This is a genomic window from Halobacillus litoralis (assembly GCF_020171725.1).
GTDB classification, from domain to species: domain Bacteria; phylum Bacillota; class Bacilli; order Bacillales; family Halobacillaceae; genus Halobacillus; species Halobacillus litoralis_F.
In genome coordinates this window covers 401532-425777 of record NZ_JAIVAJ010000006.1, presented here as the reverse complement: position 1 = coordinate 425777, position 24246 = coordinate 401532, and the positions used below count along the sequence as shown (strand labels likewise).

Genomic DNA, 24246 nt, shown 5'->3' with positions numbered 1-24246 from the left:
CGGTTAATCCTGCTTTTCTTCGTCTACACCTTTTTCCATTGCTTTCCAAGCAAGAGTGGCACATTTAATGCGGGCCGGGAACTTTGAAACCCCTTGAAGAGCTTCAATATCACCAAGGTCGATATCTTCTTCATCGATATCATTGCCCTGCATTAAGTCAGAGAAGATTTCAGACATTTTCAACGCGTCGTCTACTGGTTTCCCTTTGATTGCCTGAGTCATCATCGAAGCGGATGACAAGCTGATGGAACATCCTTCTCCATCAAACTTCGCATCCTTTACAAGTCCGTCTTCCACTTGTAGTTGAAGCTGAATGCGATCACCACAGGTCGGATTATTCATGTCGACCGTCATATGATCGCCTTCAATCGATCCACGGTTACGAGGATTTTTGTAGTGATCCATGATGACTTGGCGATAGAGTGTATCTAAATTATTAAAAGACATCGCCAAAATACTCCTTTGTTGTTTGTAATCCTTCAACAAGTCGGTCGATTTCTTCTTCTGTATTGTAAAGATAAAAGCTTGCTCTCGCCGTAGCGGATACATCCAGCCAGCGCATTAACGGCTGAGCACAATGGTGTCCGGCTCTAACCGCAATTCCCTCAGCATCAAGGACCGTTGCCAAGTCGTGGGGATGCACGTCAGCTAAATTGAACGTAACGAGACCGGCACGTTCCTGCGGCCCGTAAATGTTCATCCCATCTACGGTCTGCATTCGATCGAGTGCATATTGAGCAAGCTTATGCTCGTGGTCCTGAATGGCGTCGAGTCCGATGTCATTCAAGAAGTCAATGGCTGCTCCTAGACCGACAGCTCCTGCAATAATAGGTGTTCCGCCTTCGAACTTCCAAGGAAGCTCCTTCCAAGTGGAGTCATAAAGATTGACGAAATCAATCATCTCTCCGCCAAACTCGACGGGCTCCATCTTGTTAAGCAGAGCTTTCTTTCCATAAAGTACCCCGATACCTGTCGGACCACACATTTTGTGACCGGAAAAGGCAAAGAAATCGGCATCCAACTCCTGCACATCAATCTTCATGTGAGGCGCACTTTGGGCTCCATCCACCAAGATGACGGAGTCGTTGTCATGAGCGATTTGGGCAATTTCTTTTACAGGATTGATGGTTCCAAGTACGTTCGATACCTGCATGATGGCAACCATTTTCGTATTCGGAGTAATGGTTGCTTTTGCATCTTCCAGACGAATCGTTCCGTCCGGCTGCAAAGGCATGTATTTAAGTGTTGCACCCGTTTCCTTAGCGATTTGCTGCCAAGGAATGATATTACTATGGTGTTCCATCGGAGTGATGACAATTTCATCTCCACTCTTGAAGTTGGCCCGTCCATAGCTTGCTGCAACCGTATTGATTGCTGTCGTGGTTCCTCTTGTGAAGATGACTTCCTGCGTGCTGGACGCATTGATGAAGCGCCTTACTTTCTCGCGCGCGCCTTCATATTCATCCGTCGCTTTTGTACCAAGCGTGTGAACGCCACGGTGAACGTTTGAATTGTATCCACGGTAATATTCATCCAACTTCTCAATCACCTTTCTTGGCTTTTGAGAAGTTGCTGATGAATCCAAGTACACGAGCGGATGGCCGTTGACTTCCTGATGAAGAATCGGGAATTCGTCACGAACGGCTTTTACATCCATTAATATACTTTCCTTTCGATTACTTGAGTCAACTGACGTTTCACCGCTTCGACGGGAAGCTGGTTCACAACAGGTGCAAGGAAACCGTGAATGATCAGACGCTCTGCTTCAAAGCGGGAGATACCGCGGCTCATCAAGTAATACAATTGGATTGGATCGACACGTCCGACGGATGCAGCGTGACCTGCTGTTACATCGTCTTCATCGATAAGAAGAATCGGGTTCGCATCTCCGCGTGCATCTTTACTCAGCATAAGAACACGTGATTCCTGCTCAGCGTTAGATTTGGATGCTCCGTGCTCAATCTTTCCAACTCCGTTAAAGATAGCAGAGGATTTGTCCTTCATAACACCGTGCTGAAGGATATAACCGTCTGATCCTTTTCCGAAGTGACGGATGTTGGTTGTAAAGTTCTGCTTCTGCTGACCGCGGCCGATTGCCACTGTCTTCGCGTTTGAATGGGAGTTGTCTCCGATCAAGTGCGTGATGTTTTCAGAAACGGTGTTTCCTTCATTCATTTGACCAAGTGCCCATTCGATGACAGAGTCACGATAAGCGACGCCTCGACGGTTCGCATAAACCGTTGTGCCGGCTTCAAAGTTGTCGACTGCACCGAATGAAACTTTAGCTCCATCCTTAGCAATGACTTCTGCAACGATGTTCGCCGAAGTTTTTTCTTCTTTATTGTTAGAAACATAGTTTTCAACGTAAGTGACAGAGCTGTTCTCTTCAGCCACAACTAAAATGTGGTTGATCAGAGACGCCTCTGGGTCCTCCTGCCAGAAAATCGCTTGAAGTGGTTCTTCAATTTGAACATTCTTTGGCACGTATAGGAAGACTCCACCGTTCATTAACGCAGCGTGTAGGGCTGTAAGACGGTGCTCGTCTACATGAACTGCATCGTTCATGTAGTATTTCTCAACAAGCTCTCCATGTTCACGAAGGGCTGTTTTCATATCTGTAAATACTACACCCTGTTCTTTCAGCTTCTCGTCAAGAACACCGAATGCAGTGGTATGGTTACGCTGAATGACAAGGTTCTTCTGCTCTTCCTCGTCTAGGAAATCCTGAATCTCAGCAGGCAGTTGGTCAAGAGATTCAATCTTCTCCCCCTCAACGTGGTGCTTGAATTCCGTGAAGTTCCACCCTTGGATATTCGTCTTATCCGGCTTTGGTAAAGGAAGAGACTCTGACTTCTCCAAAGCATTCAGACGAAGGCTTTGCATCCATTCAGGTTCTTGAAGCCCATTTGAGAATTGGGTGACGTATTCTTTATCGTATGGTAGTGATACTTCTACTGTCATGTTACCCCTCCTATCTAAGTTACGCTTTTTGACCGACTGTTTCGTCTTCAATGCCGAGCTCTTCTTTAATCCACTCATAACCTTCTTCTTCAAGGCGTTGAGCAAGCTCAGGTCCACCAGACTTCACAACACGGCCCTGCATCATAACGTGGACGTGGTCTGGAGTGATGTAGTTCAACAGGCGTTGATAGTGAGTGATAATCAAGCAGCCGAATTCATCGTTACGCATTTCGTTGATGCCTTGAGATACGACTTTAAGCGCATCAATATCAAGACCAGAGTCAATTTCATCAAGAATCGCAATAGCAGGTTGAACCATCATAAGTTGAAGGATTTCGTTACGCTTCTTCTCACCGCCGGAGAACCCTTCGTTCAAGTAACGCTGTGCCATGTTCTTGTCCATCTCTAATGTGTCCATCTTGGAATCCATCTCTTTGATGAACTTCATAAGAGAAATTTCGTCGCCTTCTTCACGGTGCGCGTTAATTGCAGAGCGTAGGAAATCGGAGTTTGTTACCCCACTGATTTCACTTGGGTACTGCATAGCCAGGAAAAGACCAGCTTGAGCACGCTCGTCTACTTCCATTTCCAGTACGTCTTCACCGTCTAGAAGGATTTGACCTTTTGTTACTTCATATTTAGGGTGTCCCATAACAGCAGATGCCAGTGTCGATTTACCTGTACCGTTTGGTCCCATAACAGCGTGAAATTCACCGCCGTTGATTGTTAAGTTAACACCTTTAAGAATTTCCTGACCTTCGATTTCTACATGAAGATCCTTAATTTCTAATGTTGATCCTGCCATAAAAAATACCTCCAGTATCTATTAATATTGAATGTGCTGGTTGATATGGATCAAAGAACCATTCTCAATTTATTCTCATTACAATCTTATATCATTTAGTAATAGTTATCAACTTTTTGCCATCAGCCACAAACAGTGAAAAATGAACATTTTATGAGCTTTTCATCCATTTTCCTACTATAGTATAACATGAAAAAATCAGGTGACGAAAACTCACCTGATTCTTTATTTTAGAACGATTATTTATGCAATTGACGGTCCACCTGTTCGATCATCTTTCGACTTTCTTCAAACTCGCGCTGACGCTTTTGTTCTACTTGCAGACGAGAATCAAGTCTCCTGCTGTATTCGGCATATCCCATGTTGTGAGCTCCGTGCATGGCTTTCTCCATCTCAGCAGTGTAATTTAATTTCAGATCGTCAGTGATAACAAATCAACCCTTTCAGATTATTTACACAATTTAGAATATCACAGGACAATACCCATACTAAACTGGAAATAAACACGTTGTGAAAGCTTTTGAACCTTTGTGCTTCCATGTAAGCGGTATTTACTGGGATTTCTCTTCAATTAAGTTGATTTGCTTCTTTTTTCTAATAATTCAATCAATTTAGCGGATTGGACAAGTCACGATAAGCGTGCTGTACGAGCGTAGCCGCTTGACTTAGAGCCGCACCACCACCGAAGGCCGCTGCCACACCACACGCCTCCATGATTTCTCTTTCTGTAGCTCCCTGATCAATACAGCCTTTCGTGTGGTAAATCATGCAGTACTCATCCTGAGCAACGATACTGATCCCAAGGGCAAGTAACTGCTTATGCTTTTTCGAAATTTCTCCATCTTTAAAACACGCATCTGAGAACTCGCTGAACTGATGGGCCACCTCAGGCATATGTTGAGAGAATTCGCCCATCCCTTCTTTATAATCGTGTAAGTACGTCTTCGTCCAATTCATATTTTGTTCCTGCATCTTGATTCCTCCCATAAAAATAAAGTGACTGCGGTTAGTATCCACCGCAGTCACTTTGATTATTCTTCGGAGTTTCCATCTACAGGAACAACCGCTCCGTTATATTCTTCTTTGATGAATGTTTGAATCTCTTCTGAATGTAGCACTTCTACAAGCTTCTGCAGTGCTTCAGAATCTTCGTCTTCACTTTTCGCAGCAATCACGTTGACGTACGGAGACTCAGACCCTTCAAGAATAAGAGCATCTTCTGATGGGTTCAAGTCTGCTTCAATCGCATAGTTCGTGTTGATCGCGACGAGCGCATCTTCTTCACGCTTATAGTTCTCTGGAAGGAATGCGGCATCTATACCAGAATCAAACTCAAGATTTTTAGGGTTTTCTACGATATCTTCTACCGTTGCTTCAATCTTATTTACGTTCTCATCAAGCTTAATCAGACCTTCACGCTCTAATAAGGAAAGAATACGACCGTGATCGGCAACCGAGCGGCTCATGAGAACCGTTGTTCCCTCTGGCACTTCGTCTAAACTTGTAATGTTTTTAGAGTAGATGCCCATTGGTTCGATGTGAATACCGCCAAGGTTCGCAAAATCATAGCCCATTTCCTCTTCTTGAGCGTTCAAGTAAGGGATGTGCTGGAAATAGTTTGCATCAATTTCGCCGCTTGCAAGATCTTTGTTCGGAAGAATGTAGTCTTGGTAACTTTGGATATCAATCGCGATACCTTCTTCTTCAAGCAGAGGTTTTGCTTCCTCTAAAATCTCGGCATGTGGAACACTGGAAGCTCCGACTGTAATTGTTTGCGTTTCTGTTTCCGCTGTTTCTTCTGAACCACTATCCGCATTCGTTGATTCGCCTGCCTCATCTGTGCTTCCTGTTTCAGATGACCCACAAGCAGCAAGTACAAGTACAAATAAAATAGCTAAAGCGCCTGTCCAAATTTTCTTCATGATAACTCTCCCCTTAATAAAAAATAGTTTTATCTTTTATCCAATTTTCTTGAAGTGAAATCTCCAATGAATTGGAAAATAAACACAATCAGAACAATCAAGATCGTACAAATGACGACAATGTCAAAATCGTTACGTTGGAATCCGTAGAAGTAAGCAAAGTCTCCCAGTCCACCTGCCCCAATTACGCCGGCTACGGCTGTGTAACCGATCAGCGCGATGGCAGTTACTGTAATACCGGAGATCAACGCCGGCATCGACTCAGGTAGTAACACCTTAAAGATGATGGTGGAATATTTTGCACCCATGGATTTAGCGGCTTCCACCACACCCTTATCCACTTCTTTCAGAGCAATCTCAACTAACCTCGCATAAAACGGGGCTCCCCCGATGATCAGGGCGGGAAGGGCTGCTTTCGGTCCGCGGATCGTATTCATTAAGAAATCAGTAAATGGGAATAATAGCAAGATTAAAATAATGAATGGAATCGCCCGGAATACGTTGACGAGTGATGCTGTAAACCAATTAAGTGGTTTATTCTCCCATAATCCCCCTGGACCAGAAAGGTATAAAAGAAGTCCTAGTAATAGACCTAGAATGAAAGTACCTGCTACTGAAATAAGAGTCATATACATCGTTTCGTTTGTTGCTGTAATGATATCTTCCATGTTCACATTAGGAAACAATTGTTCAAACATCCGGGTTCACCTCCACTTCGACTGATGTGGATTCAATATAGGAAATCGCTCGATCGATTTCTTCTTTCTCTCCTTGGAACTGCACAAACATCGTGCCGTATGCTCCTTTTTGAGTTTGAGTGATCTTCCCGTGCAGAATATTGACATCCACCTTGTAATTTCTAGACACATCACTGATCAAAGCCTGACCAGCCGTATCTCCCACAAAGTGAAGCTTAAGAATTTCGCCTGAACGGTACTGTTCATGAATCAATTGAAGCGAGTGCTCCCGGTCCGGATCTCCCATCACCTGATCGACAAACCTCTTCGTTACCGGTTTTTCCGGGTGTAGGAATACATCCAGTACATCGCCTCGTTCCACGACCTTCCCTTGTTCCATGACCGCAACCTGGTGACAGATTTTACGAATGACGTGCATTTCGTGGGTAATTAAAACAATGGTCAAACCGAGCTTTTCATTGATATCCACAAGAAGATCCAAGATGGAATCGGTTGTTTCAGGATCCAATGCTGAAGTCGCCTCGTCGCACAGAAGCACTTTCGGGTTGTTTGCCAGTGCACGTGCAATACCTACTCTCTGCTTTTGTCCACCACTGAGTTGAGACGGATAAGAATTCCCACGTCCTGATAGGCCGACAAGGTCAATCAGTTCATCGACTCTCTTCTTCCTGTCACTTTTCGATACCCCTGCAATCTCTAACGGGAAAGCGATGTTGTCAAAAACCGTGCGGGACCACAACAGGTTGAAGTGTTGAAAGATCATGCCGATTTGTTGACGCGCTACCCGCAAGCGACCTTTTGACATTCCCGTCAAATCTTGGTCATCGACGGTAATCTCACCCGCCGTCGGATCCTCGAGCCGGTTAAGTAAACGGATGAACGTACTTTTACCAGCACCACTGTATCCGATGACGCCGTAAATTTCCCCTTTTTTAATGTTCAAGCTTAAATCATCAACCGCTCGAACCTCCTGGTCTTTCGTCTGAAAAACCTTCGATAAGTTCTTAATCGAAATCATGCTGTCTTTCCCTCCATTATCAAAGACTCCCAATAAAAAAACGCTTTTCTGCAAGAGAACAGAAAAGCGTACTTCATCATTGTCTGCTCTCTCATCTCTCAAAGTGTTGGTTACACCTTGTAGGATTTGGCACCGTAACGAATGATCAGTTCGTCGGTTGCCGGGCATCATAGGGCCAGTCCCTCCGCCTCTCTGGATAAGAGTACTTTCGTATATTAAGTTATTATCACTTTAATCCGTTTAAGTGTTACAAAGGAGATTGTAGCACCGCTTCTTATCGATTGTCAACAAAATATTCTAACAATATGAATATTCCTTCTTTTCAAGAATTCCATAAAAAAATCCCTTCTTTAAAAGAAGAGAGTTCCGCAAATCATCATCTCTCATCTTTCAAAGCTGCTACGCTTTGCTGGAATTAGCACCGTGTTCTACAAACCGGTTGCCGGGCATCGCAGGGCCAGTCCCTCCGCCTCTCTGGATAAGTATAAGATATCGATATGAAATTAATGATTATGTTAGCATGGTAAGGAAAAGACGTCAATCTTTTTATGACAAAGGAGCATAGAACTATGAACCAAGCACCAGATTTTGAACTTTCTTATATGTTTTCAGATGATACGTTCCGATTGAGTGAACAGAAAGGAAAAGCAACGATTCTCACATTTTGGGCTTCCTGGTGTCCAGATTCGAGCCGTGATCTTCCTAAAAAAGAGCAGCTCTATAAAACGATGAACCATGAGCAAATCGAAATGTACACCATCAATGTAACAGGTCGTGAGCGTAATGAAGAAGAAGCTGTAAAATATGCCGAACAATTTCTGACACAACCGACACTAGTCGATCGAGGGAGAGACATTTACGACCTGTATAACTGTGACGGAGTCCCCTCAACGATCATCATCGACCGGGAAGGGAAGATTGTTGCTTCATTCGGGGACAAAGCCCCTTTCCTGGATGTCGTAGAGGCGATTGGCAAGGTTATTTAGAAAGATAAATCAACGCTTCCACCTGTAATAAGTGGGCAAGACTCCCCTTTAACGTGGAGTTCTCAGCGCGTAAAGTTGTCAGTTTTTCCTCGCCTCGAAAAAGCTTTTCTATAAGGTGAGAGGGTGCTTCCAGTGTGACATCAGTCATCTCTTGGTCACTTGCATCACTCACCTCAACCCCTGTTTTGGAAAACGTGAAAACATAGGCACTCGGATCTTCAGGGTTATCAATCATGAAAGACACCCCTCTCATTAGCGGGTACAAATCTCTCCTTCTATTTACACCGGCAGCCCACTTTTTGAAATCATGTTCCATAAAAAGACTCCTCCCTTATATGAAAGTTCTTCGCTTTCAGGAGGAGCTATTCCTTTATGCTTTTGTAAGATTCGCTCGTCATTTCCCGGGAAATAAACTGCTTATCCAACATATTTTGATACGCGCTCATACATATGAGGAATGGAATGAAATGCATAAATCTTCTCTACAACGTCTCCATTCTCTGTAATTAAGAGGCACGGAACACTTTCTACTTGAAGGTGGTCCATTAAATCAGGGTTAAGAGAGGCATTGCATTTATAAAATACTGACTTCTGCATCGTTTCTTCAATAACCGACAACATCTTTTCAGCAAGATGGCACGTCGCACAGAAAGGACTGTGGATGAAAGTCAGGGCTGTTTCTTTTTCTTGTAATATCAGTGATGCTCGTGCTTCGAGGTCTTCCAAGTTGATCCTCCTAGATGAGATAAATCGATTTGACGCTGAAATGATGATTCAAGAGAGCTCGTGCCAACTCAGGTTCAGGAGTCGCAGCTACCTCTCTAAACGCTTTATCAATGTAGATATGGGAGGCATGCGGCAATTCCACAGTCAGCTGCTTCCGCAATTTATAGCCGGAATCGTCCTCATCTACAAGAATAAAGACCGTGCGATGGTCGAGGTTGTAATCTAAAATCATCTCTTCCATCCTCTCGATCCCAAGCGTACCATATGTGCAGATGATTTCCACATCTTCATCCAGTACTTTCTTCAGCTTCTTTTTATCCGTTATTCCTTCAACAATGACAATTCGTTCGACTTCCATTCCTACCACCCTCTATACAGAAACAGACCATGTCTCGTGACATGGTCTGAACATGATTAATGATGAATCCGATCATGTCAGACAAGGGGATTCCTATGCAGCCCTGCCTGTTAAAAGATCACCGTTTCATAACGATTAATCTGCATCGATCATTTCTTCATATTTTTCAGCATTCATAAGGTTGTCCAATTGAGAAGAGTCGCTTGGCTCAACGACAACCATCCATGCTTTTTCGTAGGGGGATTCGTTTACAAATTCAGGGCTGTCTTCCAGCTCCTCATTAATTTCGACTACTTTCCCGCTGATTGGTGCGTAAAGTTCAGAAACGGTTTTAACAGACTCTACTGAACCGAATGGCTCGTCTACTTCCAACTCTTCTCCTACTTCTGGAAGCTCAACGAATACGATATCTCCAAGTTCAGACTGTGCAAAATCGGTAATCCCGATTCTTACTTTTCCGTCCTCTTCTTTTACCCACTCATGTTCTTCAGAATAACGAAAATCTTTTGGTAAACTCATCAAAATCCCTCCACATAAATACTTTATCTTTACATTACCATTTCGTCATAAAAGCGAAAAGCTTTTATTTCAATTCAATCATCATTGCCCCCATACTTCTCGGAACTGTTCTTCCTTGAAGCCGACGGTGACTTGTTCGCCATCTGTTACGATAGGGCGCTTGATTAACATTCCGTCCGAAGCAAGCCATTGAATCATGTCCTGTTCGGAGGCTTCTTTGAGCTTCTCCTTCATATTCAATTCTCTATACTTTTTACCACTTGTATTAAAGAATTTCCGAGAAGAAAGACCGCTCTTGCCGACAAGGTCCTCCAGGTCACGTTCAGAAGGTGTTTCTTCGACGATATGTACGGTCTTATAATCCACTCCCTCTGCGTCCAACCACTTCTTCGCTTTTTTACACGTACCGCAATTCGGGTACCAGTAGAAGGTTAAAGGCATATGACATCCCCTCTCTTCGATGTTGTTTTATATTTTACCATATCAAAAGGGGTAAATTCATGAAATTGAACTTTTCCTGTAGATTCCCTTGATACAGGGATGGATCGAATCATGAAAGGTGAAAAAACCCCCTACCTTTTTTCGAGGGTAGAGGGTTCTGCCACATTAAACGGTGTATTTTTCTGCTTCAATAAGAGCAGCAGCGATTTCCCGTTTCTTCGTAATGACATTAGTAGGCGTGTGACGTGTCAGCTTTCTCAACGCTCCAAGCATCATTCTGAGTGAATCACCAGATTCAGCTGCGATCAAGGTTTCTTTTGCATGAGCTTCAATACGGTTAAAGGCCTCCTGCACGTAGACTTGTGTGTAAAGAAGTTTCTGCTTATTCTTCTCTTCTCCTGTTGCATCGATCGCCTTCTCTGTACGTAGAACAGCGGACTCGATGTTGTAGATCTCACCTACCATATCTGCAATGTTCACGAGGATCTCCTGCTCGTTTTCAAGCTTCTCTCCAAATTTCTGAGCTGCAAGACCTGCCGCAAGAAGGCCGATCTTCTTCGCATTCTGAAGCAGATACTTCTCCTGCTCAAGCGCTTCGATACCAGGTTCCTCCGGCATCATCGTCATGATTTCCTCTTGTAGGGCTTGTGCTTTCTGCAATAGAGGCAGTTCGCCTTTCATTGCTTTTTTCAGAAGGGTGCCAGGTACAATCATTCTATTGATTTCGTTCGTTCCTTCAAAGATTCGGTTAATACGGGAATCACGATACATGCGCTCTACTTCATACTCAGCCATGAACCCATATCCACCATGAATTTGAACCGCTTCATCCGCTGCAAAGTCAAGAAGCTCTGTTCCGAATACTTTGTTCAATGAACATTCAATCGCATATTCTGCAATCACTTTAGCAACCGCAGCACCGTCTTTCAACTCTTCGTCCGACAGTTTGCCCATACTCTGTTCAAACAGTCCGACCGTACGGTACACAGCACTTTCGTTCGCGTACGTATTCGCAGCGACTGATGCGATCTTTTCCTGAATAAGAGGGAAGCTTGCGATTGGAGTCTTGAATTGCTTACGTTCCTTCGCATATTTCACAGACAGCTCAATCGCTCTCTTCGCGCCACCGACTCCTCCGATCGCCAGCTTGTAACGACCGACGTTCAAAATGTTAAAGGCGATCACGTGGCCTTTTCCGATGTCACCAAGTACATTTTCCACTGGAACTTCCGCATCTTCCAAGATCAGCGTACGAGTAGAAGAAGACTTAATCCCCATCTTCTTCTCTTCTGGTCCAGTCGAAACGCCCGGGTAATCGCGCTCCACGATGAAGGCTGTGAACTTATCTCCATCAATTTTAGCGTAGACGACAAACACATCAGCAAATGCAGAGTTTGTGATCCACTGTTTTTCTCCGTTTAGAACGTAGTGAGTGCCTGCCTCGTTTAATTTAGCGGTCGTCTTGGCACCCAGCGCATCCGATCCAGAACCTGGTTCAGTCAGCGCGTAGGCTGCCAGCTTCTCACCTGTTGCTAAAAGTGGTAAATACTTTTTCTTCTGATCGTCGTTTCCGAAGAACACAATCGGTAAGGACCCAATCCCGACGTGGGCCCCGTGTGTAACGGAAAATCCGCCGGCTCTTGAGAACTTTTCTGTAATCAAGGAAGACGAAATCTTATCTAGTTGAAGCCCACCATACTCCTCCGGCACATCTGCTCCAAGGAGCCCGAGTTCCCCTGCTTGTTTCAGCAGCGCAACGGAGTGTTCAAATTCATGATTCTCCAGGTTTTCAATCTTTGGAACCACTTCTCCCAGAACGAAATCCTCAGCTGTCTTGGCGATCATTAAATGTTCATCTGTGAAGTCCTCGGGTGTGATGACATCCTGTGCCGTTAAATCTTCAACAATAAATCCGCCGCCCTTAATCATATCTTTTACTTCACTCATCATATGTTCCTCCTCTTATAATAGCTCGAAAATGCCAGCTGCTCCCATTCCTCCGCCGATACACATCGTAACGACACCAAATTGTTCATTTCTTCGTTTCATTTCGTGAATCAGACTCAACGTCAGCTTCGTTCCTGTACATCCTAATGGGTGACCTAACGCAATGGCCCCTCCATTGACATTCACCTTCTCCGGGTCCAGTCCAAGCTTACGAATGACTTGTAACGATTGGGACGCAAAGGCTTCATTCAATTCGAATAATCCGATATCAGAAAGTTCAAGACCAGCAAGCTTCAATGCTTTGGGTACAGCCTCTACAGGACCGACGCCCATGATATCCGGCTCCACCCCTGCAACAGCAAAGGACCTGAATTTCACAAGTGGCAGCAGCCCTTCTGCTTGAGCTTTCTCACGATCCATTAAAAGGACCGACGCAGCACCGTCACTCATTTGAGAGGAGTTCCCCGCTGTCACTGAACCTTTTGTAGAAAAGGCAGGCTTCAACTTAGAAAGGACGTCTGTTGTTGTCCCTGGACGCACGCCTTCATCCATCGAAAACGTGAAGGTCGACTCCTTGACTTTGTTGTCATCTCCGACCGTTCGGTTCATGACATCGACTGGAACAATCTCATCGACAAATTTCCCATCCTGGATCGCTTTTGCTGCACGTGTATGACTTTCAGCTGCAAACGCATCCTGTTCTTCTCTTGAAATGCCGAAACGGTTCGCCACTTCTTCCGCTGTATGCCCCATGGACATGTAATATTCAGGGGCGTTCTCAACTAATCGTATATTGGGCTTGATGACGTGCCCTCCCATAGGAATGAGACTCATGGATTCTGCACCACCCGCAATGGCTGCGTCACTATGGCCAAGCATGATCTTCTCAGCGGCATAAGCCACACTTTGAAGACCGGAAGAGCAGTAGCGGTTGATAGTAATCGCCGGCACTTTATGATGAAGACCGGCTAGACCCGCGATATTTCTCGCCATGTTCATTCCTTGTTCGGCTTCAGGCATGGCACATCCGATAATGACATCGTCTAAGGACCCTTCGTAATGATTCGCGCGTTTTAACGTTTCTTTTATGGTCAGAGCTGCAAGGTCATCCGGACGACTGTTCGCCAGAGATCCTTTCTTCGCTCTGCCTACAGGAGTTCTTGCCCCTGAAACAATCACTGCTTCTTTCACGATTCTTCCCCCTTTACTTAGTTACGGAGCGGTTTGCCTTTCATTAACATGTGCTGCATCCTAGCTTGGGATTTCGGTTCCCCGACCAGGCTGAGGAAGGCTTCTCTTTCTAGATCAAGTAAGTATTGTTCATCTACTAAGGTTCCTTCTTTCACTTTACCCCCGGCCAGGACATGAGCTAGTTTTTCAGCGATTTTCAAATCATGTTCACTGGCATAGCCACTTAGGGCAAGCGATTTCGCACCGAGCATCATCGTGGCATAGCCTTGTTCTCCTACCACGGGAACCTTTGTCCGTTTAGGAGCCTGATACCCCGAATCATGAAGACCGATGACTTTCTGTTTGGCATCATATAAGAGGTGGTCTCCGTTGGCACTGATTTGATCCATCTGATCAAGGAATCCATTCTCCCTCGCTTCTTCACCTGATGTCGATACTTTTGCCATGGCAATTTTCTCGAAAACAGCATTGGCTACCTTCTGTAGATCGAAATCGACACCTTGTGGAATATTCCGGAGGTGCTTCATGTAAAGCTCTTTGTTTCCACCGCCACCTGGAATGAGCCCGACTCCTGCTTCCACCAGTCCCATGTATGTCTCTTGTGATGCCTGTATCGAGTCAGCCGGAAGACAAACTTCCGCTCCTCCACCTAAGGTCATACCGAATGGTGCAGTCACGACCGGTTTATCCGAGTATTTCATCTTCGTCATCGCATCTTGGAAGTTCTTCACAACCATTTCAATCTCGAAGAAATTGAAATCCTGCGCTTCCATTAAAATCATCCCAAGGTTTGCGCCTACACAGAAGTTCTTTCCTTGGTTCCCGATGACCAGCCCTTTAAAGTGATCATCTACGTGATCGACCGCAAAGTTAATCATCTGGATGATATCAAGACCGATGGCATTGCTCTGGGAATGGAACTCAAGTCCTGCTACGCCATCTCCTAAGTCTATCAGGCTTGCCCCGGCGTTTTTCTTAATCACTTCGTTCGTTTCTTTAAATCGCTTCAGGTTGATATTTTTCACATTGAACTTCTGCTCCTGATAGCTTCCGTTGTGATAATAGTAAACGCTTCCATTCTCACGTTTATAAAAGGATTCATTTCCCTGTTCAATGAAGTCTTCCACCCATTGAGGCACAGTCTCTCCTTCTTCTTTCATTCGTTCAACGGATGCTTTGACACCGATTGCATCCCACATCTCGAAAGGCCCGAGCTCCCAGCCGAATCCCCAACGCATCGCTTCATCAATGGATGGAACGTCATCGGCAATTTCGCCTAGCAGTTCGCCAGAGTACAATAAGACAGGCTTCACGACAGACCAAACGAGATCTCCAGCTCGATCGCCTTTAGCAGATACGATCGCTTTTAGTTTTCTCTTGGCACCCTTTTCTTGTTTCGCCATTTCAGTAGCTTTGGTTTTTAGTTTTCCTCGCTCTTCATATTCGAGTGTTTCAGGATTCAGCTGCAGGATTTCGCTTCCTTTTTCTCCTTTTTTCTTAAGGAAAAATCCTTGACCACTCTTCGCACCGATCCAGCCTTTCTCAAGCATCTCACTCATGAAGGACGGGATTTCGAACACTTTCTTCTCTTCTCCAGCCACTTGTTCATGGACATTATTTGCGACATGGATGAATGTATCGAGACCTACTACGTCCAATGTCCTGAACGTGGCACTCTTCGGTCTTCCGATCATAGGACCCGTAACGGAATCGACTTCACCAATGCTGTATCCACCTTGCAACATCTTCTGAACAGTGACTAAAAGTCCATACGTACCGATTCTGTTCGCGATGAAGTTCGGTGTGTCCTTGGCTTCTACGACACCTTTTCCGAGTACGTCTTCCCCGAAGGCCTTCATATAAGAAAGAACTTCCGGATCTGTATCAGCCGTCGGAATGACCTCCAGCAGTTTTAAGTATCTCGGTGGGTTGAAGAAGTGCGTTCCTAGGAAGTGACTTCTGAAATCTTCACTGCAATCTGCCGACATGGCTTCTATAGAAATACCTGACGTGTTCGAGCTGATAATCGATCCTTTTTTCCGGTGCTGATCGACTTGGGCGAACACTTTTTTCTTAATCTCCAGGTTCTCGACTACTACTTCGATGACCCAATCCACTTCAGACAACTTCTCCATATCATCTGAAAAGTTTCCAACCTGTATGAGATCCAGATTCGCCTGACTCGTCAGTGGTGAAGGTTTTTGTTTCTTCAAGGCTTGTTTGTTCATTTCAGCTACTCGATTTCGCACGGCTGGATGTTCAAGTGTCAAACCTTTACTTTTTTCTTTTTCATTGAGCTCTTTCGGCACAATGTCCAACATAAGCGTCGGAATTCCAACGTTCGCTAAGTGAGCAGCAATTCCGGCTCCCATAACACCAGAGCCAAGAACGGCGGCACGCTTGATCTTTCGGTTCATCATTGGGTCCCCCTATCACATTTGAATGAATGCTCATTCATTTTATGACCAAAAAAATAAGCTGTACTGATTTCTTATCTACTTCTAATATAAAATATTTTCAGACATTTCGCAATCCTTTTTTGTAAAGAAGAGGAATTCCATTCCCCCTCACACAAAAGGAGGAATGGTGCGCCTTCCGATTCTTTCATACTTACTTCCCAAATACGCCTTTAAGTACGAAAGCCACATTGGCCGGTCTTTCAGCCAGACGACGCATAAAATAGCCGTACCAATCGTTTCCATAAGGAACGTAGACCCGCATCTTATATCCTTCCTCCACGAGTTCTTTCTGCCGATCCACTCGGATCCCGTAAAGCATCTGAAACTCAAATTGGTCTTTGGATATCCCTTTGTCTTTTACGAGTTCTTTCGTATATTCAATAATGGCATCGTCATGACTGGCAACAGCCGTGTAATTTCCATTCATCAGATGCATCTTTATCATTTTTTTCAAATTTTCATCGACATCTTTTTTGTCAGGGAAGGCAACCTTTGGTGATTCCTTGTAGGCACCCTTCACAAGTCGCAGGTTGGGATTATATTGATCAAGCTCTTGGATATCCTCTACCGTACGGTACAAATAGGATTGCAATACCGTACCGATATGTTCGTAATCGGCCCGAAGCGTTTTGAAGATATCAAGTGTTTTGCCACATCGTTCATGGTCCTCCATGTCGATGGTGACAAACACGTCTTTCTCTTCGGCTACATCCAGGATGCGTCGCATATTCTCAATGACAAGTTCATCAGAAATATCGAGCCCCATAGAGGTCAATTTCAATGATAACTGGGAGTCGAGCTCATTTTCTGCGATCGCTTTGATCGCTTCGATGCAACCATCCGCCGCTTCTCTCGCCTCTTTTTCACTATCGATGAATTCTCCCAGATGATCGATCGTGACGGACATCCCCTGTCCATTTAACTCCTTGATTGTTTCGACAGCCGCGGGAACGGTTTCTCCTGCAACGAAACGGCCAGCACCGAAACGGAGACCATACCTTTTAGCCAATTTGGTGAAGAATCGATTTTTGGATAGAAACAAAAAGAAATTGCGTAACAACTGCTCCATGCTGTAATCCTCCCACTACCAAGGTTTCTCTATATTATTCATACGCGAACCATTTGTAACCGTTAACATAAGTCTATTTTATCACTTTTCTTACAAAATAGGTATCGTTTCGTCAGGCTTCATCACTCATAAGAAATCATGGCTCGGTCATACTAAACAGTGATTTCAAAAAGGAGGATGGAGCATATGCAACAACAGACAAATCAATCACAAATGTCTCAAGCCCAGCCGATGGCACAAGTTCCTGAAATTGTGAGCACAAAGGACCAGCTCTACATTGCGGATATGCTTTCTTGGAATTTGAACGCTTGTAAGAAAGCCCATTTCTTTGCTCAAAACTGTCAGAATCCGCAGATTCAGGCAGCGCTTGAAGAAGCCGGTCAGATGCACCAACGACACTACGATAGAATCTTAAATCACCTGAATGGTCAGAAACCCAACTAAGAGGAGGTTATCTAATGAATCAGTCATCTAGTAAAATTCAGAACCCCGAGACAAATGTACCGAAGACACCCCAGATGAACGAGCGGGATTTCATCAATGACCAATTGGCGACGGAAAAGTATATGACGTCCTCCTACAGCATCGCTCTGAATGAAGCGAGCAACCAAGCACTGTATCAGGACTTAGCTACAATCTTTAAGGAAACACAGGACTGCCAACGTAATTTGTATAATCTCATGTTCCAGAACGGCTGGTATGCTGTCGAACAGGAACAACAGCAGAAAGTCCAACAGACGTATCAACAGTTCTCAGGCTACAAATCCCAACTCCCATACAACATTCAATAAGTTCTTTTTATAGAAAAAATGCTCAGAGTTCCTTTGACCGGGCTCTGAGCATCTTACCTTTCATTGACTTTATCCGACTGCATCGTACCCTTGCGCTTCGACTGCCTCTTTCATCATGGCCTTCGTAGCAAATGCTTCATCGTAACTGACATCCACTTTTCCACTGTCCAAGTGAACCTCTACGCCATGGACACCTTCCAATTCCTCCAAGGCGCCTTTCACCGCTTTTTCACAATGACCGCAAGTCATCCCATTTACTTCTAACGTCAATTGCATAATGTAAATCCTCCCTTTCAAATAATCCTTTCTTTTCCATTCCACAAATTCAGGGTTTTATAACCTCCGTCAGCTCATTTGATTTCTTCCTGCTTTTTTAGATTCATACATTGCATGGTCGGCGATACGGATCAGTTCATTCTTACTTTGAGCTTCGTCAGGGAAAATGGCCTTCCCGATACTTAAACAAATTTGTATGTTCGTTTCCTCTAATTCGATGGGTTCATCAAAAAGGGCAAGGACATGACGGCAGACCAGATCTAAATCTGTGTTTTCTAAGTCCTCTGCAATGACTGTGAACTCATCTCCACTAAGGCGATACGCTTCTCCGCACACCAATTCTTCGCGAAGCTTTTCACCTACTTTAATTAAGACCTGGTCTCCTATTTCGTGTCCGTATTGGTCATTAATATCCTTGAATCGATCGACATCTATAAATAACAATCCAAATTTCTTTCGTTTTTTCGCAATCAACTCATCCATCGCTTTATTAAACTGCCTTCTGTTAGGAAGGTTCGTCAGTGTATCGTAATGTGCCATGTACTCCATCTGCTGTTGTGACTTTTCAAGCTGCTTCTTCTTTTCCTGAAGTTCTTCATTCGCATCCTGTGATGTTTTGTATTTCTCCTGCCACTCTTTCATCATCACTTGGAAGTTATTCGAAAGCGTCTCGAGTTCATAGATCATACTGCTCGGAAATTCCGTCCTTTCTTTCATATGAGGCAGGGCTGCAACAATCTCATTGGTTGTACGTGACAAAGTTTCAAACCTCTTCATCAGTCTTCCAGACAGGATTTCCCCAATGATTAACGTAATGATGACCACGATAAGAATAATAAACAACGATAGATTCATTAATTGATAGTCTACGAAGGGCATAAAACCAGTCTCCACAATCAGGGTTGCATTACTGTTCGGAATCGCATTTTGTATCGTGTAAACCGATTGCTTCCACTGCTGCATAGAAGGTAAATTCGGCTCATCCACAATCACATCTCCTCCGTCGAATGCCCCTAGCGTAGTCCAACTGTTTCGGCTTTGGATCGCTTCTTCCGGTACTCCACGGAGATTGGATAGGATGACCGATCCTTCAGAGCTCAAAACTGTAATATTCATCTCTTCATCTGTAAGAGGACTGAGTACATACTCTGAAACCCTGTCCATAGGAAATGCTGTCTCGACAACGACGGATTGACCTGCATCTAGTACGATAGGGTCACGAACGAGAAAGTAGACAGCTTCGTCTGTAAACGAGTACGACATCTGCTGTTGATCCAAGCTGGTCTCAGAGTTGATACGGATTTGTGCTGTGGATGGATCTATCCTCAAGTCATCCACCTCAGACTGAAGTTCAGACCTGCTTTGCGCCGATGACTGAAGTTGATTCAACCAAAACTGGTGCTCATTCAGCTTGTCGTCTGTCCATGATTCATAATACCTCGTGACTTCATCGATCTTGTCCTGGGTCGTAATGAATAACTGGGACCGACCCTGTGACTGCTCGTAGTAGCCGATCTGCATGACGAGTGTGAAGCTCAGAACAAGTAATACACCACTGCTCATATAGGAAACGACTTCACGCATTTTGTAAAACGTCGAGACTTCCTTTCTCCACATGCGGTAAATGACAGATGAAATAAAGAGTAAAAACTCAGCCACCCAAACGTTCACTAGTCCGTTCATTGTATCTTTTAAAGCGACCATGATCGTTCCATCCAGCCCGAAATGCAGGGCCTGTCCGTAGAAAAGAAAAACAAGCGGCACGCCGATAATCAGCCAATATAACGCATCCCTTAAGATGAGATTGGCCACTTTTTTCTTAAAGAACAGGCCGATGAACAAGATTTCCAATGAAAAAATAATAAGGGCATAGGGGTGATTCCACAGAAACAGCGTGTACGATTGAGCGATGATCGCTCCAATGAAAGCAGGCCAGACCCCCAGCTTCTTCAGCATCATCACTAAAGGGATAGAGCCCAAGAGAAAATGAACGCCGTAGTACATACTGATACTGACCGTATTCAAAAGATAACTGAGTGCAGTTAAGACTAAGAATAGTAGCAGTTTTTTTGTTATAGTAGTCATAGTCTCAACTCCGAATCCAATAATTTGGGCTTACTATGTAGAAAATTGTCTAGAGGAAGTATAGCACGAAGACCTTTCGAACTACTAAGACATGAGCCTATCCAACTTTTTTATCACGAAGGAGTAAAGCCATGAATAAACAACTGCCGATTTATATTGCTGTAGGAGGTGGCATTGGATCCTCATTGAGGTTCGCTGTATCCACCATTCTGCCAACTACATACGGCCTTCCTATAGGAACACTCACGGTCAATATGATCGGATGCTTTCTACTTAGCTTCCTTTCTTCTGTTTTCCCTAAACATAGGAAAGTAGACCCCCTTTTTCAAAAAGCCCTAACAACTGGAGTCATCGGGTCGTTTACAACCTTTTCCGCTTTTTCGACTGAGTCCCTTAAGCTGCTTGAGGATCGGATCAGTCTTGGCTTCATGTATATCATTATGACCGCTGTGTTTGGCCTGTTGATGAGCTGGATGGGGGTAAAAGCAGGGAGGAAGTACACATGACTGTTTTATATATTTTTATAGGTGGAATGATCGGGGCTGTGGCACGATTCAAGCTGAGCGAAGCATTCAACCGTTATTCTCTCCCTGTCGGTACCCTTATTGCGAACCTATCAGGTGGATTGCTCCTCGGCTTCTTGATCCAAATCCATGAATCTACTGCCATCCCGGAATGGTTCTGGTATTTGTCAGCAACCGGATTCTGCGGAGGATACACGACTTACTCCACCTTCAGCTATGAAATCCTTCAGATGTTTGAGAAAGGGGCCTGGTTCAAAGGGACGGTCTATTTTCTCGTCTCGATCCTCGCTACACTTGCTGGGCTTTCTATCATCTGGATAAACTAAAACCTCCCCGAAGGATGGGGAGGTTTTAGTCATTAACAAAACTTCTGTATAGCTGTTTTAAGTGAACCGATAAACTTAATCTCCTGAGGCAGACTCATTTCTTTCAGCTGCTTAGCCTGAGCTGGCTGTACACCGATGAATGTGATTTCCGCTCCCATATAAGATAAAGACGTCATCACATCCAACAGAACGGATACACCCGAACGCTGCAGATCTCCTACCGCCGTAAAATCAAACAGAAGGGTGTCTACTTCCCCTTCCTGGGACTTCTGAAGTAACTGAGTTTCGATGGAATACATCTTCTCTTCAGATACATCACCGAACAAGGGAATCAGCGCCGTTTCTTCATTTAAGATGATGAAAGGAGCGGATAACTGATTGTTCTGCTCCACCGCTTCTTCCAGCTTCTCTTTCTCCTCTAAAAGCTCGAAATTGGTATCATTCAACCTGGACCTTAGCTGGTTCAAGGTCTTCGTTACTTTTGTGAGCTTCTCATCTTTCAGCATAAGAATGATTTCAGCATACATATCGTTATTCCACTTTACGTATAAATCCGCTGTCAGTAAGTCTTCCTCATCGTCCATGGCCTGGAGATGTACTTCGACAGAAGCTTTCAGGATTTCAGGTGTGACCCAATCCTTAACCTTCATCACACTTGCTTCATCCATAATTTCCAACAGGTTCTCATGTTCCCCTATTAAAGAAATCGCTTCTTTAGAATAAGTCTGGATTTTATAGTTTTTATTTATTGTTACGAAAGGGAGAGGAAAAGTATGTTCAACTCGTTTCATTGATGACGCCGTCCCTTCCTTCTTTGAACCACTGATGGAGGTGTGGGAGTCCCTTGACCACCATCACACGGTCTGACTGGAATTCATTTAAGTCAAATTTTGAAGCCATACGTCCACCGACCATAATAAACGGCTTCCACTCCAACCTTTCGAAGCGTCGGATCAACTCTTTTACTGTAGGAAGTCGATACGATAAAGCAGCCGAAAGTCCGATTACATCCGGCTTGAACTTTTCAATTTGAGTCAATGAGTGTTCCAGAGGCAGGTCGGGACCGAGGTAACGCACTCGCCATCCTTGCTCCTTAAATGTCTCAGCGACCATCTTGATACCTAGATAATGCTGTTCCTTTTCGACGCCGAACAGAAGTGCTTTCTGCTGTCTCGTTCTTTTGATAGGCTTTTCTTCTTTAAGCGTTGAAAGAACGAAGTCACAAACTGCCGTGGCAAGGTGCTCATCGGCAACTGAGATTTCATTCCTCTCCCAAAGTTGACCAATATAATACATTGACTGTGTGATAACAGATTCGTATAAATAGGCACGGGAATACTCATGTAACAACTCGTTCATATAATCTAAGGCTTTTTCTTCATCTCCATCCAAAAACAGGTGGGCTAGTGTCTCGTGGTGTTGGGTCAACTTCATTCACCTCTTACTTGAAAGAGTATGTAAGTGTTGAATTGCTGTCTGCAAATATTCGACGTATACTCTTTGTTCATTTTCGTCTTCCAGGCCAAAATTCTGAAATTGTGCAATCAACCGTTCGAAATTATCGATGATCAAATGAGTGCCGACATTCCTTGATGTCAGAACGTTATTCAACCACTTCGTATAATCAATAAAGAAGTCCGAACTGTTCATTTCATATGCAGCTTGCAAATGATCCAAGTGGTGATAATTATCCTCTTCGGTACGGTCGCGTCCATTCTGACCGAACTTCTCCCAAAGAAAAGGGTAATTCTCATATATCTCTTCTGCTACATTATGAACGATGCGGTCTTTTTCTTTCTTATTCACGTTGCGACCACCTCATACTTCTTCACTTTCGGAACAATCCCCTGTAGCTCTTCATCCGGGTAACGCTTCTCCAGTTCATGTATCTTCTTGAACTGTTCACTTCTTGCCCAGTTCAAATAAGCTTGTTTGGATTCCCACTCCATGTGCACAGTAAGTTCTCCGGGCTTTCGATCGTTCTGAAGAAGCTGAAAGGATAGGAAGCCCTCTGCTTGATCGACAAGTTTAGAACGGTTCCGGTAGATATGTATTAAATCATCCGCTTTATGATCAGGTACAACTACGGTGGAATCTACGACAAACATTTCTATGCTCCATTCTGAGTTTTAATAGTTTAGGTATATACTATTTTATCACAGCTTTATTCCGCTTGCATTTATTAGGATGACCCGTTTATTACTTTATGAAAATAGTAGATAGCAGATTTTTTCGATCATACAAAGCAGAGTGGCCTAATTCTTTTTCTACAAAAAAAACGCCGGTTGAACCGGCGCTCTTACATTTACTGAATCACTTCTTCGATAATATGCATTTCTTCATGATCAAGCAGGTTTTTATTTACCATATCCTTAGGTTCTTTGTTCATATTATCGCTTAAGTCTTTCAATTCTTCTTTATCCCCTACGAGATAGAACTGTTGCCAGCCGTAGTCTTTTGCCAGCTTATCAAGCTTAGGCGCCAGGCTCTTATACCAACGATAACGGTTCGCTTCAAAGCGCTCTTGGAATTGATCCTGCTTCGAATTCTTTGCACCGCCGGAACCCATGGATGCTTGGGCGCGGTGAGGACCCTGATGTTGGCGCCAATCGTCCGTATCCAAGTCCAGTTCAAAGAGTTGTGTATCTTTCAGCTGTCCGAGTTCCGCATCTATGACTTTCACCTGTTCTTTTTGTGTCAGCACGATACCCGTTTTCGGGAAATCTTCCTGCATCTTTTTCAATTGATCAAGCTGTGGAGTCTCCTCCCAGTAGAACTCGGATTTGACCGGCATTTGGAATCGTTCTGCAAACCAAATCGTGTCGTCTGCAGTCGCAATGACGACGACGCTTTTGGCGAAGTTCTGTTCATTCTCTTCTATGAATTGTTCGACCTTTTCTTTTACTGCCCAGTAATTCCGCTTCTCATCCGAATCGTCTTCTTCCTTCAGGTAAGACTCGAAATTATTCAAGCCGTTCTTCAAATGAATTTTCCATTCGCCCCCCTGCTGGTCTGGGTCGGAGGGATCGGTGTTTAAATACATTGTAAATACCTTCTCTGGTTTCTCTAAATGTACTTGTTCTAGTTTCTTGATTTCTTTGTTGATATCCATTTGAATGACTCCTCTCAGGTAATTGGAATAAC

At 44.2% G+C, this 24246-nt stretch carries 30 protein-coding genes and 2 riboswitches; of the genes, 5 read left to right on the top strand and 25 right to left on the bottom strand.

Annotated features, from left to right (window positions below):
- Window positions 1-3: 3 nt before the first annotated feature.
- From sufU to LCM20_RS14130, 9 genes are all read right to left on the bottom strand, one after another.
- Entirely contained in the window at window positions 4-447 is a 444-nt protein-coding gene (gene sufU / locus LCM20_RS14165; protein ID WP_225196133.1) for a Fe-S cluster assembly sulfur transfer protein SufU, read from the bottom strand.
- Entirely contained in the window at window positions 437-1657 is a 1221-nt protein-coding gene (locus LCM20_RS14160) for a cysteine desulfurase (protein ID WP_225196132.1), read from the bottom strand. Before LCM20_RS14160 ends, sufU begins: the two co-directional genes overlap by 11 nt.
- Complete coding sequence (sufD, locus tag LCM20_RS14155) at window positions 1657-2961, bottom strand: Fe-S cluster assembly protein SufD (protein ID WP_225196131.1); 1305 nt, start codon at window positions 2959-2961, stop codon at window positions 1657-1659. Before sufD ends, LCM20_RS14160 begins: the two co-directional genes overlap by 1 nt.
- A 19-nt stretch (window positions 2962-2980) precedes the next feature.
- On the bottom strand, window positions 2981-3766 hold the full coding sequence (gene sufC / locus LCM20_RS14150; protein WP_225196130.1) for a Fe-S cluster assembly ATPase SufC: 786 nt from the start codon (window positions 3764-3766) through the stop codon (window positions 2981-2983).
- Between the two features lie 239 nt (window positions 3767-4005).
- Entirely contained in the window at window positions 4006-4128 is a 123-nt protein-coding gene (locus LCM20_RS20115) for a hypothetical protein (RefSeq protein WP_263622108.1), read from the bottom strand.
- 244 nt (window positions 4129-4372) lie between these two features.
- Window positions 4373-4738: a carboxymuconolactone decarboxylase family protein gene (locus LCM20_RS14145; RefSeq protein WP_225196129.1), complete on the bottom strand. Its 366-nt coding sequence runs from the start codon at window positions 4736-4738 to the stop codon at window positions 4373-4375.
- Window positions 4739-4797: 59 nt separating this feature from the next.
- Entirely contained in the window at window positions 4798-5688 is an 891-nt protein-coding gene (locus LCM20_RS14140) for a MetQ/NlpA family ABC transporter substrate-binding protein (protein ID WP_225196128.1), read from the bottom strand.
- A 29-nt stretch (window positions 5689-5717) separates the two neighbouring features.
- Window positions 5718-6386, bottom strand: coding sequence for a methionine ABC transporter permease (locus tag LCM20_RS14135; protein WP_225196127.1), 669 nt, complete (start codon window positions 6384-6386; stop codon window positions 5718-5720).
- Window positions 6379-7404 carry a methionine ABC transporter ATP-binding protein gene (locus LCM20_RS14130; protein WP_225196126.1) on the bottom strand — a complete coding sequence of 342 codons (1026 nt, stop codon included), beginning with the start codon at window positions 7402-7404 and terminating at the stop codon, window positions 6379-6381. Before LCM20_RS14130 ends, LCM20_RS14135 begins: the two co-directional genes overlap by 8 nt.
- A gap of 88 nt (window positions 7405-7492) precedes the next feature.
- Window positions 7493-7607: riboswitch (SAM riboswitch) on the bottom strand.
- Window positions 7608-7784: 177 nt separating this feature from the next.
- A riboswitch (SAM riboswitch) is annotated at window positions 7785-7889 on the bottom strand.
- Window positions 7890-7973: 84 nt separating this feature from the next.
- Here LCM20_RS14130 and LCM20_RS14125 point away from each other — a divergent pair.
- On the top strand, window positions 7974-8390 hold the full coding sequence (locus LCM20_RS14125; RefSeq protein ID WP_225196125.1) for a TlpA family protein disulfide reductase: 417 nt from the start codon (window positions 7974-7976) through the stop codon (window positions 8388-8390).
- On the opposite strand, the gene LCM20_RS14120 is transcribed toward LCM20_RS14125, so the two are convergent.
- The 9 genes from LCM20_RS14120 to LCM20_RS14080 all read right to left on the bottom strand — a co-directional run bounded on the left by LCM20_RS14120 (window position 8383) and on the right by LCM20_RS14080 (window position 17100).
- Window positions 8383-8706 (bottom strand): SCP2 sterol-binding domain-containing protein, encoded by a 324-nt coding sequence (locus LCM20_RS14120; protein WP_225196124.1) that lies wholly within the window; start codon window positions 8704-8706, stop codon window positions 8383-8385. The genes LCM20_RS14125 and LCM20_RS14120 overlap by 8 nt on opposite strands.
- A gap of 101 nt (window positions 8707-8807) precedes the next feature.
- Entirely contained in the window at window positions 8808-9116 is a 309-nt protein-coding gene (locus LCM20_RS14115; protein ID WP_225196123.1) for a thioredoxin family protein, read from the bottom strand.
- 10 nt (window positions 9117-9126) lie between these two features.
- The gene (locus LCM20_RS14110) at window positions 9127-9474 is read right to left on the bottom strand and encodes a toprim domain-containing protein (RefSeq protein ID WP_225196122.1); all 348 of its coding nucleotides are present in this window, start codon (window positions 9472-9474) and stop codon (window positions 9127-9129) included.
- A gap of 135 nt (window positions 9475-9609) precedes the next feature.
- Window positions 9610-9993, bottom strand: coding sequence for a glycine cleavage system protein GcvH (gene gcvH / locus LCM20_RS14105; protein WP_225196121.1), 384 nt, complete (start codon window positions 9991-9993; stop codon window positions 9610-9612).
- 81 nt (window positions 9994-10074) lie between these two features.
- The gene (locus tag LCM20_RS14100; protein ID WP_225196120.1) at window positions 10075-10434 is read right to left on the bottom strand and encodes an arsenate reductase family protein; all 360 of its coding nucleotides are present in this window, start codon (window positions 10432-10434) and stop codon (window positions 10075-10077) included.
- Between the two features lie 165 nt (window positions 10435-10599).
- Window positions 10600-12381, bottom strand: coding sequence for an acyl-CoA dehydrogenase family protein (locus LCM20_RS14095; protein WP_225196119.1), 1782 nt, complete (start codon window positions 12379-12381; stop codon window positions 10600-10602).
- Between the two features lie 15 nt (window positions 12382-12396).
- Window positions 12397-13572: an acetyl-CoA C-acetyltransferase gene (locus LCM20_RS14090; RefSeq protein WP_225196118.1), complete on the bottom strand. Its 1176-nt coding sequence runs from the start codon at window positions 13570-13572 to the stop codon at window positions 12397-12399.
- 17 nt (window positions 13573-13589) lie between these two features.
- The gene (locus LCM20_RS14085) at window positions 13590-15989 is read right to left on the bottom strand and encodes a 3-hydroxyacyl-CoA dehydrogenase/enoyl-CoA hydratase family protein (protein ID WP_225196117.1); all 2400 of its coding nucleotides are present in this window, start codon (window positions 15987-15989) and stop codon (window positions 13590-13592) included.
- Window positions 15990-16182: 193 nt separating this feature from the next.
- Complete coding sequence (locus LCM20_RS14080) at window positions 16183-17100, bottom strand: proline dehydrogenase family protein (protein WP_225196116.1); 918 nt, start codon at window positions 17098-17100, stop codon at window positions 16183-16185.
- A gap of 186 nt (window positions 17101-17286) precedes the next feature.
- On the opposite strand from LCM20_RS14080, the gene LCM20_RS14075 reads away from it, so the two are divergent.
- Both LCM20_RS14075 and LCM20_RS14070 read left to right on the top strand, forming a co-directional pair.
- Complete coding sequence (locus LCM20_RS14075; RefSeq protein ID WP_225196115.1) at window positions 17287-17544, top strand: hypothetical protein; 258 nt, start codon at window positions 17287-17289, stop codon at window positions 17542-17544.
- 14 nt (window positions 17545-17558) lie between these two features.
- Complete coding sequence (locus tag LCM20_RS14070) at window positions 17559-17891, top strand: spore coat protein (RefSeq protein ID WP_225196114.1); 333 nt, start codon at window positions 17559-17561, stop codon at window positions 17889-17891.
- A gap of 69 nt (window positions 17892-17960) precedes the next feature.
- Here the strand turns inward: LCM20_RS14070 and copZ are convergent, their stop codons facing one another.
- Together copZ and LCM20_RS14060 are read right to left on the bottom strand one after the other, a co-directional pair.
- Window positions 17961-18167: a copper chaperone CopZ gene (copZ, locus tag LCM20_RS14065; RefSeq protein ID WP_225196113.1), complete on the bottom strand. Its 207-nt coding sequence runs from the start codon at window positions 18165-18167 to the stop codon at window positions 17961-17963.
- Between the two features lie 69 nt (window positions 18168-18236).
- A complete protein-coding gene (locus LCM20_RS14060; protein ID WP_225196112.1) occupies window positions 18237-20252 on the bottom strand; it encodes a GGDEF domain-containing protein in 2016 nt (671 codons plus the stop codon).
- A gap of 131 nt (window positions 20253-20383) precedes the next feature.
- On the opposite strand from LCM20_RS14060, the gene crcB (LCM20_RS14055) reads away from it, so the two are divergent.
- The gene (gene crcB, locus LCM20_RS14055; RefSeq protein WP_225196111.1) at window positions 20384-20758 is read left to right on the top strand and encodes a fluoride efflux transporter CrcB; all 375 of its coding nucleotides are present in this window, start codon (window positions 20384-20386) and stop codon (window positions 20756-20758) included.
- On the top strand, window positions 20755-21102 hold the full coding sequence (gene crcB, locus LCM20_RS14050; RefSeq protein ID WP_225196110.1) for a fluoride efflux transporter CrcB: 348 nt from the start codon (window positions 20755-20757) through the stop codon (window positions 21100-21102). The genes crcB (LCM20_RS14055) and crcB (LCM20_RS14050) overlap by 4 nt, the downstream gene beginning before the upstream one ends.
- Before the next feature lie 32 nt (window positions 21103-21134).
- Here crcB (LCM20_RS14050) and LCM20_RS14045 read toward each other — a convergent pair whose 3' ends face one another.
- The 5 genes from LCM20_RS14045 to LCM20_RS14025 form a co-directional block, all read right to left on the bottom strand.
- Window positions 21135-21893, bottom strand: coding sequence for an STAS domain-containing protein (locus tag LCM20_RS14045; RefSeq protein ID WP_225196109.1), 759 nt, complete (start codon window positions 21891-21893; stop codon window positions 21135-21137).
- On the bottom strand, window positions 21880-22536 hold the full coding sequence (locus LCM20_RS14040) for a B12-binding domain-containing protein (protein WP_225196108.1): 657 nt from the start codon (window positions 22534-22536) through the stop codon (window positions 21880-21882). The genes LCM20_RS14045 and LCM20_RS14040 overlap by 14 nt, the downstream gene beginning before the upstream one ends.
- Entirely contained in the window at window positions 22537-22908 is a 372-nt protein-coding gene (locus LCM20_RS14035; RefSeq protein WP_225196107.1) for a hypothetical protein, read from the bottom strand.
- Complete coding sequence (locus LCM20_RS14030) at window positions 22905-23210, bottom strand: antibiotic biosynthesis monooxygenase family protein (RefSeq protein ID WP_225196106.1); 306 nt, start codon at window positions 23208-23210, stop codon at window positions 22905-22907. The genes LCM20_RS14035 and LCM20_RS14030 overlap by 4 nt, the downstream gene beginning before the upstream one ends.
- A gap of 197 nt (window positions 23211-23407) precedes the next feature.
- On the bottom strand, window positions 23408-24214 hold the full coding sequence (locus LCM20_RS14025) for a VLRF1 family aeRF1-type release factor (RefSeq protein WP_225196105.1): 807 nt from the start codon (window positions 24212-24214) through the stop codon (window positions 23408-23410).
- Window positions 24215-24246: the final 32 nt, after the last annotated feature.

Coding starts and splice junctions, on each gene's coding strand:
- sufU (WP_225196133.1), bottom strand. CDS start 447: ATGTCTTTTAATAATTTAGATACACTCTATCGCCAAGTCATCATGGAT.
- LCM20_RS14160 (WP_225196132.1), bottom strand. CDS start 1,657: ATGGATGTAAAAGCCGTTCGTGACGAATTCCCGATTCTTCATCAGGAA.
- sufD (WP_225196131.1), bottom strand. CDS start 2,961: ATGACAGTAGAAGTATCACTACCATACGATAAAGAATACGTCACCCAA.
- sufC (WP_225196130.1), bottom strand. CDS start 3,766: ATGGCAGGATCAACATTAGAAATTAAGGATCTTCATGTAGAAATCGAA.
- LCM20_RS20115 (WP_263622108.1), bottom strand. CDS start 4,128: ATGGGATATGCCGAATACAGCAGGAGACTTGATTCTCGTCTGCAAGTA.
- LCM20_RS14145 (WP_225196129.1), bottom strand. CDS start 4,738: ATGCAGGAACAAAATATGAATTGGACGAAGACGTACTTACACGATTAT.
- LCM20_RS14140 (WP_225196128.1), bottom strand. CDS start 5,688: ATGAAGAAAATTTGGACAGGCGCTTTAGCTATTTTATTTGTACTTGTA.
- LCM20_RS14135 (WP_225196127.1), bottom strand. CDS start 6,386: ATGTTTGAACAATTGTTTCCTAATGTGAACATGGAAGATATCATTACA.
- LCM20_RS14130 (WP_225196126.1), bottom strand. CDS start 7,404: ATGATTTCGATTAAGAACTTATCGAAGGTTTTTCAGACGAAAGACCAG.
- LCM20_RS14125 (WP_225196125.1), top strand. CDS start 7,974: ATGAACCAAGCACCAGATTTTGAACTTTCTTATATGTTTTCAGATGAT.
- LCM20_RS14120 (WP_225196124.1), bottom strand. CDS start 8,706: ATGGAACATGATTTCAAAAAGTGGGCTGCCGGTGTAAATAGAAGGAGA.
- LCM20_RS14110 (WP_225196122.1), bottom strand. CDS start 9,474: ATGGAAGTCGAACGAATTGTCATTGTTGAAGGAATAACGGATAAAAAG.
- gcvH (WP_225196121.1), bottom strand. CDS start 9,993: ATGAGTTTACCAAAAGATTTTCGTTATTCTGAAGAACATGAGTGGGTA.
- LCM20_RS14100 (WP_225196120.1), bottom strand. CDS start 10,434: ATGCCTTTAACCTTCTACTGGTACCCGAATTGCGGTACGTGTAAAAAA.
- LCM20_RS14095 (WP_225196119.1), bottom strand. CDS start 12,381: ATGAGTGAAGTAAAAGATATGATTAAGGGCGGCGGATTTATTGTTGAA.
- LCM20_RS14085 (WP_225196117.1), bottom strand. CDS start 15,989: ATGAACCGAAAGATCAAGCGTGCCGCCGTTCTTGGCTCTGGTGTTATG.
- LCM20_RS14080 (WP_225196116.1), bottom strand. CDS start 17,100: ATGGAGCAGTTGTTACGCAATTTCTTTTTGTTTCTATCCAAAAATCGA.
- LCM20_RS14075 (WP_225196115.1), top strand. CDS start 17,287: ATGCAACAACAGACAAATCAATCACAAATGTCTCAAGCCCAGCCGATG.
- LCM20_RS14070 (WP_225196114.1), top strand. CDS start 17,559: ATGAATCAGTCATCTAGTAAAATTCAGAACCCCGAGACAAATGTACCG.
- copZ (WP_225196113.1), bottom strand. CDS start 18,167: ATGCAATTGACGTTAGAAGTAAATGGGATGACTTGCGGTCATTGTGAA.
- LCM20_RS14060 (WP_225196112.1), bottom strand. CDS start 20,252: ATGACTACTATAACAAAAAAACTGCTACTATTCTTAGTCTTAACTGCA.
- crcB (WP_225196111.1), top strand. CDS start 20,384: ATGAATAAACAACTGCCGATTTATATTGCTGTAGGAGGTGGCATTGGA.
- crcB (WP_225196110.1), top strand. CDS start 20,755: ATGACTGTTTTATATATTTTTATAGGTGGAATGATCGGGGCTGTGGCA.
- LCM20_RS14045 (WP_225196109.1), bottom strand. CDS start 21,893: ATGAAACGAGTTGAACATACTTTTCCTCTCCCTTTCGTAACAATAAAT.
- LCM20_RS14040 (WP_225196108.1), bottom strand. CDS start 22,536: ATGAAGTTGACCCAACACCACGAGACACTAGCCCACCTGTTTTTGGAT.
- LCM20_RS14030 (WP_225196106.1), bottom strand. CDS start 23,210: ATGTTTGTCGTAGATTCCACCGTAGTTGTACCTGATCATAAAGCGGAT.
- LCM20_RS14025 (WP_225196105.1), bottom strand. CDS start 24,214: ATGGATATCAACAAAGAAATCAAGAAACTAGAACAAGTACATTTAGAG.